We start from the raw sequence: 14751 nt of genomic DNA, 5'->3' as shown, positions 1-14751 counted from the left end.
TTAAAACGGAAATAACAGGAGGTACAACTTTGTTCAGCAATAAAGAAGCTTTTAAGCAGGCTTTTCGAGAGCAACTGGTCGGAAGGCTGGGCAAACCGATGCAGGAGGCTCAGTCGGAAGACGTATATAAGGTTTTGGGTGGCATGATTCGTGAACAAGTCGGCAAGAATTGGGCAGAAACGAACCAAGCCTACAAAGAAGGACAAGAGAAGCAGATTTATTATTTTTCACTGGAATTTTTGATAGGTCGTCTACTGGGCAGTAATCTGCTGAATTTGGGCGTACTGGATATGGTTCGGCAGGCATTGGGTGAACTGGGCTGGGATCTGGAGGAAATTGAAGAACAGGAGGCGGACGCGGGGCTAGGCAATGGTGGTCTCGGCCGTCTGGCGGCTTGCTTCATGGACTCGCTGGCATCCCTTGGCTATGCAGGACATGGCTGCGGCATCCGATATAAATATGGTCTGTTTGAACAGCGTATTGTGGATGGTAATCAGGTTGAACTGCCGGATTACTGGCTACAGAAAGGGAATGTCTGGGAGGAACGCCGTCCTGACAAAAAGGTCGAGGTTCATTTTTGGGGAAGAGTGGAAACCCGTGAACAGGAGGGACGTCTTGTATTCGAGACACAGGATGCCGAAACAGTCTGGGCTGTCCCTTACGATATTCCGCTGGTGGGCTATGGTCATGCGCAGGTGAATACGTTGCGGATTTGGAGTGCGGAATCAGCGCTTGATCCCGTTCGAGGACCGATTCGAGGCGAGGGCGGTTATTACCGCTTTCTCGACTACAATCGATCGGTGGAATCCATCTCGGCATTTCTATATCCGGATGACTCCAATTATGAGGGAAAGCTGCTTCGCTTGAAGCAGCAGTATTTCCTGTGCTCGGCCGGATTGCAAAGTATTTTGCGTACGTTCGAGAAGCTTCGTTTACCTTATAGCCAGTTGCCCGATAAAATAGCACTGCACATTAACGATACACATCCGACGCTGGTTATACCGGAACTGATGCGTATTCTGATAGATGTGAAGGGCTTGGGCTGGGATGATGCATGGGATATTACGACGAGAACCGTTTCTTATACGAATCATACGATATTAAGTGAGGCGCTGGAACAATGGCCTGTCAATATGGTACGGGAGCTACTTCCTCGTATTTCCTTGATCATTGAAGAAATTAACAAACGTTATTGCGCTATGCTACTGGAGCGTTACCCGGGTCAGGACATCAAAATTGGTGAAATGGCGATTATTCACGGTGAACAAATCCGTATGGCTCACTTGGCAATCGTCGGCAGCTACAGCGTTAATGGGGTAGCTGCGCTGCATACGCAAATATTGAAGGAACGAGAGATGAAGTCGTTTCACGAGCTGTACCCTGACCGTTTTAATAATAAAACAAACGGGATTGCCCATCGCCGCTGGCTAATACATGCCAACCCGGAGCTGGCAAGCTTGTACGATGAGACCATCGGCACACGTTGGAGAACCCGTCCAAGGGAGCTCATCGACCTGCTTCGTTACAGTGGGGACGAGTCGTTCAAAGAACGGATACAGGCGATTAAGCGAAATAATAAAGTCAGGCTCGCTGAGCATGTTTTTGCAAAACAGGGCGTGCGGCTGGATACGTCCTCCATTTTTGATGTACAGGTCAAACGGTTGCATGGTTATAAGCGACAGCTGCTCAACATTTTGCATGTGATGCATTTATACAGTCAGCTTAAAAGTAATCCTGGCCTGGATGTGACGCCACGCACGTTTGTTTTTGGAGCCAAAGCCGCCCCCGGTTATTTTCTCGCCAAACAGACGATCAAGCTCATTAACAACGTGGCGGACACGATCAATCGGGATGTAGATGTCAAGGACAAGCTGAAAGTCGTTTTCCTTGAAAATTATTCGGTCTCGCTAGCGGAGCTGATTATTCCTGCGGCGGATGTCAGTGAGCAGATTTCCACGGCAGGCAAGGAAGCCTCAGGCACAGGGAACATGAAATTTATGATGAACGGTGCGCTCACAATAGGTACATTGGACGGAGCCAATGTTGAAATGCATGAAATGGTAGGCGATGCCAACATGTTCATTTTTGGATTGAAGGTGGATCAGATCGAGGCATATTACCGAGACGGCCAGTATTCGGCGCGCAAAACAGCCAACAGTGACGAAAGACTGCGTGAAGTGTTGGATCAACTCGTGAACGATGCTCCTTTTACGCGGCATGAACGGGAATTTGAGGCCATTTATCAATCCCTGATTGATCATAATGATGAATACTTTGTGCTCAAGGACTTCGCATCCTATGTGGATACACAGGTTCACATTGAACAAGTGTATCGGAATCCCTCGGAGTGGACTCGGCGTGTTATTGTGAACATGGCCCATTCCGGGAAATTTTCTAGTGATTGTACGATTCAGCAGTATGCGGCTGAGATTTGGGACATTGTACCTCTCCAAAACGATGTCAACAAGCGAATTCTGTCCTAAAACGGCGAAACAGGCGGAATAACATTGCTTTTCGAACGCTGAGGGTTATAATGACAGTATAGACATAAGTAAGGATGGGGGCTGTATTGACTCATTCCTGAACTTGAATAGTACTGTTGAAGGAGTCCTCCTATTGATAAAGCTCAATCCGAAAAGGCTCAAACCTCATAAATCGAAGAAGAAATATAATATGTTTCAAAATATATGGCGTGCGATTCGGCTGAATTTCATCAAGCTGTTGCGCGCCCCTGGTGGAGTTAAAAAGATTTCTTTGGGCTTTGCCATTGGCTTTGCGTTGGAGATGATCGTGATTTCCACGGCTTCTCTGGTATACCTTGTTTTTTATCCGATTGTTCGTCTCTCTGGCGGCTCGCTGCCTGCTGCCATTGTGGGTAACGTTGTAGGTAAGCTGACCTTTTTGCCAATTGTACTGATGCCATTCGCCAAGCAAGTGGGAGCTTGGATTTATCCATCTCATTATCCGGTACATGTCAGGGGCGGACGACTTCACGAGCATTCTTTTATGGAGCTGTTTCACGGCAACTGGTCTGTATTCAGAGACTTGCTGCACGGAGGCTTGCACATCCTGATCGGCATGTCGATTTTCGGTGTGGTGCTGGGCATTATCTCGTATTTTGTCATTCAGGTTCTGTATAATCGTTCACTGCACAAACGGTTGGAAAAGCGGAAGTTGCGTCATGGTGCAGCATTTTCGGCGGCCAGACTGCTGAAGAATGGATAACGATGCATAAGAAAGAAGCTCTTCGAGCCTATTTATTAGGTCCGAAGGGCTTCTTTGAGTTGCGGCAATATCCATGCTTTTGGGAACGGCTCCAGTTCCAGTTGCAAGGGCACAGCAGCCCGCCGCTGCCATAGCTCAAAACGCACAAACTTCTGTTAACTTGGACCCAACCGCCACTAAGCATTTAACATATGTGCTGAACACATTAGCGGGGAAACAAACGATAGAGTTTACAAGTGCAGACACCTCTTTTGACGCTTAGACGGTAAACGGAACTTTGGCTATGCCCGCGAATGGAGTTCGAAATTAAGCAGATTGATTTTATTGAAAAGCGTATGATCTCTATAAGTGTCATACGCTTTTTACATATTTTGTAACAGGATTGGCTTCATTCGCTCGAATCGTTTACAATACGTGTGCATACAACAATGGACGACAGGTTAATGTACATACGAGGAGTGATGAAGTTGCGGAAGATATGGCAAATCTACTTAACAGACTGGAGAAATGTATTCAAAGTATCGACCGGGACTTTATTAGTCATTGGCATCATTCTTTTGCCTTCCGTCTATGCATGGGTGAATTTGAAAGCGATGTGGGATCCGTATGCGAATACATCTGGGATTAAAATTGCAGTAACCAGCCAAGATCAGGGTGCAGAAGTGAATGGTAAAAAGATTAATATCGGCGATGAGGTTTTGCATAACCTTCAAAATAACAAGAAGCTGGGTTGGACTTTTGTCAATGAAGAGGAAGCACGAAAAGGTGTGTTGAATGGTGATTATTATGCCAGCCTGCTGATCCCGAAAGATTTTTCAGAGAAAATTACGAGTGTGCTGACGGAAAATCCGCAAAAGCCGGAAATTGATTACGCCGTAAATGAAAAAATTAATGCAGTAGCTCCGAAAATTACATCTTCGGGGGCAACTTCTCTGACGAACCAGATTAGCCAAAACTTTATTGAAACTGCCAGCCAGGCCGTATTGACAAAGTTGAAGGAAGCCGGAGTCAAGTTGGAGGAGGAGCTCCCGACGATTCGTAACATTGAGAACCGGGTGTTGGAGCTGAATAATCGATTGCCGGATATCGAAAGGTTGGGCAAACAGGCATTGGAACTGGAGCAAAATTTGCCGAAAATAAAGGCACAGGGACAAAAGATCATTGCATTGAAGGAGAAAATTCCTGAAATTAACCGTGCCGGTGACCTGGTACTCAAAATTGACAAAAACATGCCTGAGCTGGACAAGGTAGCCACTGTTATTTTGGATATCCAAAAAAGACTACCTGATATTCAAAAGGCCGGTGATCGAATTGTTGAACTGGATCAAAATTTCAGCAAGGTAGAAAGCGCACTGGCCACCGCCCTAGAGGACACGCAAACGGCTCTTAAAGTTATTAATGCTGCCCAGAAGGCACTGCCAGAAGTACAGAAAATAGCGGACACAGGCAAAGACTTTACAACCGGTTTACTTGAATTTCTGGACAAAAACGAAGGTGCGCTTGATTCGATTGGTACAGTAGTTAAAGAAGACTTACAGCTGGTACAACAAATCGCGAATGAAGTTTCTCAGATTACAGACATCATTCGTGGTGTGGATTTTGATCCTAAAGCAGCACAAGCTGCGGTGAATCGTGTCAGCGGTAGGCTGACAACTGCCGTGGGGGTGCTGGATCATATTTCTCAATTGCTGAACCGTGTGAACGGATACTTGCCAAGTCAACCTCTGGATTCACTTATTTCCCGTGTGAGCGGGGTGGAGGATCGTTTCCGTCGTCTGAATAGCACAGTAACTAGTATCGGGGATGCCATCCAGCGCGATGAAAAGCCTGCGCAAAATCTGCTGGATGACACTGATCGCCTTGCAGGAGAAATCAGTAGCGGAATTGACAGCATTTTGGGCAATTATGATACGGAGTATGCACCCGCCATTCAAAAGGCGCTGGATCAGATCAAATCCGTTGCCCGCAATTCTGCCAATGTGCTGACTACAGCTCAAGAGCAGCTACCGAATATTGAAAAGCTATTAAATGACGCACAGGCTGCAGCTGAATTCGGTCAGCAAGAGCTAACACGTCTCCAACAGGATCTGCCACAATACCGTCAAAAACTGCATGAAGCGGCGACGACGATTCAGGGACGTATGGGCGAGTTTACGAATGCTGTGAACAAAGCGGCAGACTTCGTAAATAACGATTTGCCGGCGGTTAAAAATAAAATTCATCAGGCAGCAGATTTTGTGCGTAATGATTTGCCCAAAGCGGAACAACAGTTTGTCAAAATGGCTGATTTAATTGAAAATAAATTTCCTGAAGCTGAAAAAGCAGTACACCAAGTAGCCAATTTTGTAAGGACCGATCTCCCAGCTGCCGAGGATTCCATACGTCAGGCTGCAGACACAATTCGCAAGCTTAAGGGCGAAAATGCACTCGGACGCGCTATTGCATTGCTCAAGGGGGATGTGAAAAAGGAAAGTGATTTTCTGGGCAGTCCGGTATCGTTGAAGCAGGAGCGGATATACCCAATCCCCAACTATGGTTCTGCGATGTCACCTTTTTACACTACATTGTCGATTTGGGTGGGTGCGATGCTACTGGTCTCGATGTTCAGGGTAGATGTGGATGACCCGGAAGGACAATTTAAAAGCTACCAAGTGTATTTCGGACGGCTTATGACATTCTCCACGATTGGTATTTTTCAGGCGCTGAGCGTATCTCTCGGTGACTTGTTCCTGCTCGGGGCGTATGTGGATGCCAAAGTAGCTTTTGTACTGTCCTCTATGCTGATCAGTCTGGTGTTTACGGCGATGACCTATACACTAGTTTCTGTGTTCGGCAATATCGGCAAGGGACTGGCAGTCATCCTACTGGTGCTTCAATTCTCCAGTTCAGGAGGGACATTCCCGATTGCGACGAGTACACCGTTCTTTCAGGCGCTGAATCCGTTTGTACCATTCACCTATGCGGTTAGTCTGTTACGAGAGACAGTAGGAGGGATGTTGCCTTCAACGGTGACACGGGATGTGGTGATGCTGTTTGTATTTATCGGTGTTTGCTTCCTATTTGGATTGGTGTTTAAGAAGCCGCTCAGCAAGCATACGAAAAAAATGGCCGAGCGAGCAAAAGAAACGAAATTGATTCCTTGATTGTAAAAAAAGTGAGTTACGGTGGTTGAAGTGAGCCGCTCCGCGAAGGATTTGATCTTACGATCGCTGTTGTCACGAGATTCTTGGGATTAGATAGACATGAAAAGGTAAGAATCCCGTGGCAAAGGCGAACGCTTCGCTTCTCCAGATTCAAATTCTCCGCTCCGCTGGTAACCACCGTAAAGTCACTTCTTTTAATATTTGGGGGTAGTATAAGGGGAGATGGCCTCGCGCTTGCTGCTTTTGCGGTGCGTGGGGCTTTTTTGCATGCGTTATCCAACCTTTAAATTGCATTCGGGGTTGTTTCAATGTGGTTTGTTCTGGTGAATAAACTGAGTATGGTCTTTTTTGGCATGTCATTTTGCGGAATTTTAAAATCCTTAGGCAAAGGCGGGAGATAGTATGGAGTATTCATACTTAGGAAAGTCAGGCTTGAAGGTTAGTCGGTTATGTCTGGGCACGATGAATTTCGGACCGGAAACCGAAGAAAAGGATGCGTTTAAAATTATGGATGCCGCACTGGATGCAGGCATTAACTTTTTTGATACAGCTAATGTATATGGCCATGATCGTAAAGGTTGGACAGAGGAAATTATCGGACGTTGGTTCCAGCAGGGCGGCGGAAGACGCGAGAAAGTCGTGTTGGCAACGAAGGTATACGGAGATATGAAAAATGAACATGACGGACCCAATGCAGGATCAGGCTTGTCTGCTTATAAAATTCGCCGTCATTTGGACGCGTCGCTGAAACGTCTTCAAACCGACCATGTAGAGCTATATCAAATGCATCACATTGACCGTAATGTGTCATGGGATGAACTATGGGGCGTATTCGAGTCCGTGGTGGATCGCGGACAGGTTGATTATATCGGTTCTAGTAATTTTGCAGGCTGGCATATTGCGGTGGCGCAAGCCGAAGCGAAGGCACGACGTTTTCTGGGGCTTGTATCCGAGCAGCATTTGTACAATCTGAACGAACGTTCCGCTGAGCTTGAAGTATTACCGGCAGCTCAGGAGCTGGGTCTGGGTGTGATTCCATGGAGCCCGCTGGCGGGCGGACTGCTGGGACGGAATGCGTTAGCAGGTACTGGTTCTCGCAGCGCACGCGCCAAAGAAAAGGTGGAGCAGAATCGTGCGAAGCTGGAGCAATTTGCAGCATTGTCCCGCGATCTGGGTGAAAAGGAAGACGTGATTGCACTGGCTTGGGTACTGTCCCATCCGGCCGTAACGGCTCCAATTATCGGACCACGGACCTTAGAACAGTTAGAGGATGCTCTACGGGTACCTGAGGTCAAATTGAGCGAAGATGTGCTTGCCAAGCTGAATGAGATTTTCCCCGGTCCGGGAAAACCTGCCCCAGAAGCCTACGCTTGGTAATCATACTTCGTACTCGTCATAAAGCATCATTCTTTGTGAGAAATAATCGGCAAAAAGCAGCAGATCAGGAGCTTCCTCTTTGATCTGCTGCTTTTTTTCTGGTGCCTGATCCACACTTGAACGACCATGGCAAGAATAAATATACGCTAAACGGGATCTATTTTTTTAGATATTATTTGCTGAGTGGATCACCCCTGAAAACACAGCCACCAAGGCGGACTGTACCGTCTGTTCCTTATTTGGCATTCCCACGCTGAAAACTCCATATACAGAAAACAATAACCAGAAGGGGAAGCTGGCTAATGTCATCCCGAGCACACGTTGATAGGCATCCAATCGTCCCGCACAGGCTTCCATCATTTTACGATTATTTAATGGATAGATTATTCATTTCAAGAGTTTCTTCACAGTTGACAAGGCAAAAGGGATGCTGTATATTACTGAAAGTTGATGTTAATAGTAATTATTACGATTTAAAAGAATGAAAAGCTAATATTCAAGGGAGCGTACCAGCGATGAATAAGAAACCAATACCGGTAACCGTGTTGAGCGGATACTTGGGTGCAGGAAAAACAACGATTTTGAATCATGTATTAAACAATCGGGACGGAATGAAAGTGGCAGTCATCGTCAACGACATGAGTGAAGTGAATATAGATGCTGAGCTGGTTAAAAAAGAGGGCGGCTTGTCCAGAACAGAAGAAAAACTGGTCGAGTTGTCTAATGGTTGTATTTGCTGCACATTGCGTGAAGATTTATTACTGGAGGTTAAGAAGCTGACGGAACAAGGCGATTTTGATTATATTTTAATCGAATCTACAGGCATCAGTGAACCCGTGCCAATCGCTCAAACTTTTACATACGTTGATGAAGGAACTGGCATTGATTTGGCTTCGCTGGCAAAACTGGATTGCATGGTGACCGTAGTTGATGCGAACCGTTTCTGGCATGATTTTGAATCAGGAGAAACGCTATTGGATCGCAGGCAGGCTACTGGTGAAGACGACACGCGTGATATCTCGGACTTGCTGATTGACCAGATTGAAACCTGTGATGTATTGATTCTGAATAAGTGCGATCTGGTTCAGCCTGAGGAGCTGGACAAGCTGGAGGGTGTGCTACGGAGATTACAGCCTGAAGCCCGAATCATTCGTACTTCCAAGGGAAAGGTCGCTCCTTCGGACATTTTGAATACAGGGCTGTTCAATTTTGACAAGGCTAGTCAATCCGCTGGATGGATTCGGGAGCTGGAGCTTGAAAGCCATACACCAGAAACGGACGAATATGGGATCAATTCCTTTGTATATCGCCGTCGAAGACCATTTCATCCTGCGAGATTGGCTGAATTTATGAACTACTGGCCGGAGGAGGTCGTTCGCGCCAAAGGTTTGGCCTGGATTGCAACCCCGCAGGATTGGGCAGCGAGTATTAGCCAGGCAGGACCATCTATTCAATTTGGCCCTGCGGGAAGCTGGCTTGCTGCGTTATCTGAAGAAGAACGGCAGGAGATCGTTGCAGCTGACCCAGAGGCTCTGGACCATTGGGATGAACAATGGGGCGACCGCATGAACGAAATCGTCATGATAGGTATCGGAATGAATCGACCGGACTTGGAAGAAGAGCTAGATGAATGTCTGCTGAACGATAACGAAATGGATATGGACTGGTCCAGTTTTGAGAATCCGCTTCCTTGGCCGACATGATGAAGCTAGTTGATCCATTCAGTAATAAAGTCCATACATTTTTTAGCGGCTGGAGAAACATTTTTTAAGGAAGCGGTAGCGATACCGATAGTACGGGAATGCCTTTCGTCCAAAGGTCGAATAGAGATGTCGTAAGGAATGTGAGACAGGATCATTTCAGGAAGAATACTCACGCCTAGGCCATTCTGCACCATAGCCATAATCGCATGGTCATCTTCTAATTCATATTTGATTTTAGGTGACATATTATGCTGTGAAAAAATATTTCTTACATCCGTATCACAGCCTGCAACAGGCATAATGAAAGGCTCATCTCTGAGCTGTTCTATTCGAATTGAGGCTTGCTTTCCAAGAATATGATCGGAAGGAAGTAGACAAAGCATGCTTTCTTCTTTTAATGGCAACGCCTCTAATGCGTCTAACGTGGGTAGGTTCACAAAGCCGAAATCAGCTTCCCCACTGACTATCCAGCTCTCAATTTCATGGTAGTTCCCATCGAGCAGTTTTATTTCAATAAGAGGAAACTGCTCATTGAATTTTTTTAGAATACGGGGCAGCCAATGAATAGAGACGCTTGAAAATGTGCCGATCTTTACGGTTCCGATTTCTAATCCTTTAATTAAAGCTACCTCTTGGTAGAGCTTTTCGTCCATTTGTACAATCTCTCTAAATCGCTTCATTAATCTTTCCCCGTTATTGGTCAATCTGATGCCTGAACGACCTCGGATCAGAAGAGTCAACCCTAATTCATGTTCCAGTCCAGAGATCGCATGGCTGATTGCTGATTGTGTAAGATTTAAAACTTCCCCGGCCTTTGTGAAACTTCCCATTTCAACTACGCAAAGAAAAATCTTATATTTAAACAAATTCGTGTTCACTCCTATTTTTTATGAAATATATTCATGTATCATATCAGATATATTCATTTTTTTTATTTAATATTTATGATTATAATCAAATTAAAGAAAGGTTATTTAATTTTGTTTTAGGAGGGGCATATGAACTCAATTGCTAAAACTCCTCGTCCGCCCTATTATGCGGCTATCTTTACTTCTGAACGTACGGAAGGAGATGGCGGGTATGGAGTGATGGGAGACAAAATGGTGGAACTGGCTGCCCAACAGCCAGGTTTTCTAGGTGTGGAAAGTGTTCGTGACCACAATGGAGTAGGCATTACAGTTTCCTATTGGGAGTCTCTGGACGCTATAAAAAATTGGAAACATAACGAGCTGCACAAGGTAGCGCAGGAAAAAGGGAAATCCGAATGGTATAAAACATTTGGTTTAAGAGTGAGCAAGGTAGAACGAGATTATTTTTTTACAGTGTAAATAGGTTCAATATCCAAGTTAGTGCTTAGCATGAAGCCGAATCTGGAAATAAAGGTTTTCCATTATTCATTAAAAGGACAAGCCAAAGAAGTCCCATATAGGGACTTCTTTGGCTTCTCTGTCAGAAAGAAATTATCATCAATTTTGGAAAACGTAAACGGTTCTATTCATATTCAGTTCATAAACGTGGGTTATCCTCTCTATAGAAACCGTATAGGGAGGATATGAATGTGGATTATACAGACAGAAAAGAGACCTTGGCCATTGAAGCAAGGGGACTCGTTAAAGCTTTTGGTGATAAGCATGCAGTTGACGGTGTCGATTTGAATGTACGTGCTGGCACGATCTACGGGGTGCTCGGTCCTAATGGAGCAGGTAAGACGACTACCATCCGAATGCTGTCAACATTATTACGGCCTGATAGGGGATCGGCCCGTATCTTCGGGCACGATGCAGTAAAGGAACCGCAGGTTGTGCGTCAATTGATCGGGGTGACAGGCCAGTACGCATCGGTCGATGAGTCGCTTAGCGCTACCGAGAACCTGATCATCTTCTCCAGGCTACTTGGACTGGGACGTGCCGAGGCGCGTCATAAGGCAGCGGAGCTGCTGGAGGAATTTGGCTTGGCCGAAGCGGCCAAAAGACCGCTAAAGCATTTCTCCGGAGGTATGCGCCGCCGGCTGGATTTGGCCGCAAGTCTCATTGCCAAGCCGCCGCTGATTTTCCTGGATGAGCCGACCACCGGATTAGACCCGCGCACGCGTGTCCAGATGTGGGACACGATCCGGCGTCTGGTCAAGACCGGTTCCACCGTACTGCTCACAACCCAGTACCTCGACGAGGCGGATCAACTTGCTGACCGAATCGCGGTGATCGATCATGGTCGGGTAGTCGCTGAGGGTACGGTGGATGAACTGAAAGCGGCAGTAGGAGCGTCGACTCTGCAACTCAAAGTGCAAAATCAACAGGACATTGAGAGAGCTGTTCAGATCGTTGAACAGGTGCTTTCAGTCAAGTCCAGCGTGTCAGTGGAAGCTGGAAAGATTATTTCTCCGATGGCCAATGCAGATCGGGTAACGGACCTGCTGATTGCCCTCCGTACTGGAGAGATTCACCTAGCAGAGATGAGTGTGCAGAAGCCGACGCTCGACGAGGTGTTTTTGTCCATCACTGGTCATGGAGCACAAGTAAACAAGCAGCAGACGTCCCAAGGAGCGTATGCTGTGGAGGGGGTGAGAGCATGAAGAGTACTACTGTTATAACAGGTTCTGATCGCACATTGAAGAAGTCTGTGAGTTTCAGGCAGGCGTTCTCCAATTCCATGACGATGGCCTACCGAGGCATTCTAAAGATCCGGCATACTCCCGAACAATTGTTTGATGTCACGCTCCAGCCGATCATTTTTACCCTTATGTTTACCTATATCTTTGGCGGCGCCATCTCAGGAGACGTGCAGCATTATTTGCCGGTTATTATTCCAGGCATCCTCGTGCAGACTGTGATCTCGACCTCCGTCGTTACCGGCGTCCAACTACGTGAGGATATGGACAAAGGAGTGTTCGACAGGTTCAAGTCACTCCCAATCGCACGGATTGCGCCTTTGGCTGGAGCTCTTCTGGCTGACAGTATCCGGTATACAATTGCGACTGTACTTACCTTCGCCATGGGGTATATTTTGGGGTATCAGCCAGGGGGAGGACTGCTGAGTGTCGCTATCGCCGCGCTTCTGGTCATCGTGTGTTCTTGGGCGGTCAGCTGGATTTTTGCCTTCTTTGGCGTGATTGCCCGCACTGCTTCTAGTGTACAGGGCATCTCCATGATTGTTCTGTTTCCGCTCACTTTTGTTTCCAACGCATTTGTGCCTGTCGGCACAATGCCTGGTTGGTTGCAGTGGTTTGTGAACGCCAACCCGATTTCACATCTTGTGAACGCAGTCAGAGAGCTTGCGAATACGGGAACGATTGGCGGGGAACTGGCGATCTCCCTGCTTGGCGCTACAGTCATTGTGGCGATCTTCGCGCCGCTTACGGTGCGTGCTTATATGCGTAAAGCATAAGATGGCAGTCTTCTTGACGAGGACGAGAGATTTAAGGCAGAGTTAGTTAGGGGGGATTGAAATGACGCGTGTATTGGTCGTTGATGATGATCCGCATATTCGTGAACTGGTCGGACACTTTTTGAGAATGGAAGGTCTGGAGGTAGTCGAGGCGGTGGATGGTTTGGACGCGATGCGCATTTTTGATGAAATCAAGGTCGATTTGCTTGTTCTTGATATCATGATGCCGGGAATGGACGGTTGGGAGCTGTGCCGTAAGCTGCGAGAGCAGACCGACCTGCCGCTGCTTATGCTTACAGCCAAAGGCGAGACGTCACAGATCGTGAAAGGCTTCGCGCTCGGAACGGACGACTATCTTGTCAAGCCATTCGACCCCATGGTGCTTGTCGCACGAGTGAGGGCTTTATTAAAACGTTATCGTATCATGGCTTCAAAATCAGTAACTGTCGGAGATCTTGTCCTGCGCAGCGATACATTTGAGTGTCGGGCTGGAGAGAAGGAGACTACCCTGCCGCTCAAGGAATTTGAGCTGCTCTTCAAGCTGGCCAGCTATCCTGGCAAAACCTTTACCCGCGACCAGCTGATCGAACAGATCTGGGGTTATGATTATGAGGGAGACGAAAGAACGGTTGATGTCCATATCAAACGCCTTCGGGAACGGTTTCCGGAGGCAAGCCACTCCTTCCGGATCAGTACGATCCGGGGGTTGGGTTATCGGCTGGAGGTACGGCAATGAAGAGGGAACCGGGATTCCTCCATATCCTTGCGAGACTCATGCTGGTGTTATTGGTGCTGTATCTCAGTTGGACTGCCGCGTTCTTTATTATGGAGGCGATCTATTCGCACATGTCATGGGCTCCCCATGGTTTGTTCGTCTTTCTTATGAATACGACGCTAGGCTTTTTCTTCTTCGGTATTATCAGTATGACGGTAAGGCGTTTCTTCCAGCCTAGAGAACAGCACGCTTTTACCGAAATGATCGCTGCTTTAAAACGTATTTCGCAAGGAGACTTTCACATTAACCTGGATTGGGACCTCGGCGGGCGGGACGGAAAACATCGGAGGCCGCATCCTTATGTACAGTTGGTGGACAGTATCAATGATATGGCTGCAAATCTGAAGGCTATGGAAAAGCTACGGGAGGAGTTTATTTCGAACGTATCCCATGAAATCGGCTCACCGCTGACCTCGATAATCGGATTCGCCAAAGCGCTCAAGAACGAGAATCTGAATCGTGAGCAGCGAGATCGGTATTTGACGATCATCGAGACGGAGTGTATTCGTCTATCCAAGCTAAGCGATAATCTCATGAAGTTGGCGATTCTGGATTCGGAGCGGCATCCGTTTCGTCCGTCCCTTTATCGGCTGGACAAGCAGCTAATTTCGCTTATTCTCGCCTGCGAACCGCAATGGGAGGCTAAAAAAATCGATATGACTGTTGAAGTGGATATAGTTGAGGTCAACGCAGACGAGGATCTGATGGGCCAGGTTTGGGTGAATCTTCTTCACAATGCCATTAAATTTACACCGCAGGGTGGAAGCATATCTGTTTCTCTCTCAACTAACGGTGATCAGGCGGTTATCTGCATTGCGGATACGGGACAGGGTATCAACGAACGGGATCAGCAGCGCATTTTTGAACGATTTTATAAAGCAGACCAGTCACGGGCCCGAACTGCAGGAGGCAGTGGCTTGGGACTGTCCATTGCTTATAAAATAACAGAGATGCATACTGGCTCTATCTCTGTATCCAGCAAGGTGGGAGAAGGAACGGTATTTACAGTTATTCTGCCGCTGCGCCAGAAAGTAATGGAAGGCAGCAGCAACTGTGAAATGTACACCGGCACAGTAAGTTAAAAAGGAGCGTCTTCAAAGCCATAAGCGGCTGAAGGACGCTCCTTTTTAGTTCCCATGCTTCT

Annotated in this window: 11 protein-coding genes and 1 pseudogene; 10 read left to right on the top strand and 2 right to left on the bottom strand. The window is 47.0% G+C overall.

The genetic code is table 11. The features are described from left to right. The first annotated feature begins 29 nt into the window (after positions 1–29). From NLX73_RS06995 to NLX73_RS06980, 4 genes are all read left to right on the top strand, one after another. Complete coding sequence (locus tag NLX73_RS06995; protein ID WP_254325763.1) at positions 30–2483, top strand: glycogen/starch/alpha-glucan phosphorylase; 2454 nt, start codon at positions 30–32, stop codon at positions 2481–2483. Between the two features lie 190 nt (positions 2484–2673). Continuing rightward, complete coding sequence (locus NLX73_RS06990) at positions 2674–3225, top strand: DUF2062 domain-containing protein (protein WP_028542387.1); 552 nt, start codon at positions 2674–2676, stop codon at positions 3223–3225. Positions 3226–3692: 467 nt separating this feature from the next. After that, the gene (locus NLX73_RS06985; RefSeq protein ID WP_254325762.1) at positions 3693–6368 is read left to right on the top strand and encodes a YhgE/Pip domain-containing protein; all 2676 of its coding nucleotides are present in this window, start codon (positions 3693–3695) and stop codon (positions 6366–6368) included. A gap of 402 nt (positions 6369–6770) precedes the next feature. Continuing rightward, on the top strand, positions 6771–7745 hold the full coding sequence (locus NLX73_RS06980) for an aldo/keto reductase (protein WP_165175499.1): 975 nt from the start codon (positions 6771–6773) through the stop codon (positions 7743–7745). Between the two features lie 186 nt (positions 7746–7931). Here NLX73_RS06980 and NLX73_RS06975 read toward each other — a convergent pair. Next, positions 7932–8126 (bottom strand): annotated as a pseudogene (locus NLX73_RS06975) (multidrug resistance efflux transporter family protein); the annotation flags it as partial. 134 nt (positions 8127–8260) lie between these two features. Here NLX73_RS06975 and NLX73_RS06970 point away from each other — a divergent pair. Next, on the top strand, positions 8261–9448 hold the full coding sequence (locus NLX73_RS06970; RefSeq protein WP_254325761.1) for a GTP-binding protein: 1188 nt from the start codon (positions 8261–8263) through the stop codon (positions 9446–9448). Between the two features lie 5 nt (positions 9449–9453). Here NLX73_RS06970 and NLX73_RS06965 read toward each other — a convergent pair whose 3' ends face one another. Then, on the bottom strand, positions 9454–10314 hold the full coding sequence (locus tag NLX73_RS06965; protein ID WP_302055324.1) for a LysR family transcriptional regulator: 861 nt from the start codon (positions 10312–10314) through the stop codon (positions 9454–9456). A gap of 132 nt (positions 10315–10446) precedes the next feature. On the opposite strand from NLX73_RS06965, the gene NLX73_RS06960 reads away from it, so the two are divergent. From NLX73_RS06960 to NLX73_RS06940, 5 genes are all read left to right on the top strand, one after another. Beyond that, positions 10447–10776, top strand: coding sequence for an antibiotic biosynthesis monooxygenase family protein (locus NLX73_RS06960; RefSeq protein WP_025722950.1), 330 nt, complete (start codon positions 10447–10449; stop codon positions 10774–10776). Between the two features lie 224 nt (positions 10777–11000). Beyond that, a complete protein-coding gene (locus NLX73_RS06955) occupies positions 11001–12020 on the top strand; it encodes an ATP-binding cassette domain-containing protein (protein ID WP_254325760.1) in 1020 nt (339 codons plus the stop codon). Beyond that, on the top strand, positions 12017–12832 hold the full coding sequence (locus NLX73_RS06950; protein WP_254325759.1) for an ABC transporter permease: 816 nt from the start codon (positions 12017–12019) through the stop codon (positions 12830–12832). The genes NLX73_RS06955 and NLX73_RS06950 overlap by 4 nt, the downstream gene beginning before the upstream one ends. A gap of 61 nt (positions 12833–12893) precedes the next feature. Further along, positions 12894–13568 carry a response regulator transcription factor gene (locus tag NLX73_RS06945; RefSeq protein ID WP_254325758.1) on the top strand — a complete coding sequence of 225 codons (675 nt, stop codon included), beginning with the start codon at positions 12894–12896 and terminating at the stop codon, positions 13566–13568. Continuing rightward, positions 13565–14689 carry a sensor histidine kinase gene (locus NLX73_RS06940; RefSeq protein ID WP_254325757.1) on the top strand — a complete coding sequence of 375 codons (1125 nt, stop codon included), beginning with the start codon at positions 13565–13567 and terminating at the stop codon, positions 14687–14689. The genes NLX73_RS06945 and NLX73_RS06940 overlap by 4 nt, the downstream gene beginning before the upstream one ends. The last annotated feature ends 62 nt before the right edge of the window (positions 14690–14751 follow it).

Origin of the sequence: Paenibacillus sp. CH40, from assembly GCF_024213605.1 — a bacterium.
In the GTDB taxonomy this organism is placed as follows: Bacteria; Bacillota; Bacilli; order Paenibacillales; family Paenibacillaceae; genus Paenibacillus; species Paenibacillus polymyxa_B.
The sequence above is the reverse complement of the archived record's forward strand: the minus strand, read 5'-3'. Positions and strand labels throughout refer to the sequence as shown.

What these genes read in the sequence shown, in the direction of transcription:
- NLX73_RS06940 (WP_254325757.1), top strand. Translation starts at nt 13,565, where the DNA reads ATGAAGAGGGAACCGGGATTCCTCCATATCCTTGCGAGACTCATGCTG.
- NLX73_RS06950 (WP_254325759.1), top strand. Translation starts at nt 12,017, where the DNA reads ATGAAGAGTACTACTGTTATAACAGGTTCTGATCGCACATTGAAGAAG.
- NLX73_RS06980 (WP_165175499.1), top strand. Translation starts at nt 6,771, where the DNA reads ATGGAGTATTCATACTTAGGAAAGTCAGGCTTGAAGGTTAGTCGGTTA.
- NLX73_RS06960 (WP_025722950.1), top strand. Translation starts at nt 10,447, where the DNA reads ATGAACTCAATTGCTAAAACTCCTCGTCCGCCCTATTATGCGGCTATC.
- NLX73_RS06945 (WP_254325758.1), top strand. Translation starts at nt 12,894, where the DNA reads ATGACGCGTGTATTGGTCGTTGATGATGATCCGCATATTCGTGAACTG.
- NLX73_RS06955 (WP_254325760.1), top strand. Translation starts at nt 11,001, where the DNA reads ATGAATGTGGATTATACAGACAGAAAAGAGACCTTGGCCATTGAAGCA.
- NLX73_RS06970 (WP_254325761.1), top strand. Translation starts at nt 8,261, where the DNA reads ATGAATAAGAAACCAATACCGGTAACCGTGTTGAGCGGATACTTGGGT.
- NLX73_RS06990 (WP_028542387.1), top strand. Translation starts at nt 2,674, where the DNA reads ATGTTTCAAAATATATGGCGTGCGATTCGGCTGAATTTCATCAAGCTG.